1 protein-coding gene is annotated in these 410 nt (G+C 69.8%); it reads right to left on the reverse strand.

Annotated elements, in window-relative coordinates; genetic code table 11:
• Positions 1 to 410: DUF763 domain-containing protein (locus EN742_RS37475; RefSeq protein WP_128334016.1), on the reverse strand; the 410-nt coding region annotated here is incomplete at both ends.

Below are 410 nucleotides of genomic sequence, written 5' to 3' on the forward strand. Positions count from 1 at the left end.
TTTCCGGGGGCTCCAGCACGGCGAGCTCGGTCAGGATCTTTTCCGGGCTCATCGTCTTCAGAAGCTGGATCTGGCCGCCGCGCGCTTTTTCGGCGCGCCGGTCGGTGAGGTTGACGATCTCGCCCTGGCGCTCGCCCTCGATCGCCGCATGCGGCTGGTCGACGAAGCTGGTCAAGCCTTCCGACAGCCAGTGGTAGCGGCGCGCCTGGCGGGCGTCGCCGTTCATCCCCTGCTGCACCACCACCCAGCGCCCGTCATCGGTGACGATGAAGCCGTGCAGATAAAGGTCGTAGCCGTCCTGCACCGCGGCGCTGTCCACCTTGGCGACGAGGCGACTGGCGGTGGCGAGCGCCTCGCCGTCGAGGCCGGTGCGGTCGCCGATGGCCAGCAGCTCGCCCGGCGTCTGGCGC

The sequence above is a fragment of the Mesorhizobium sp. M4A.F.Ca.ET.020.02.1.1 genome, assembly GCF_004022645.1.
GTDB lineage: Bacteria > Pseudomonadota > Alphaproteobacteria > Rhizobiales > Rhizobiaceae > Mesorhizobium.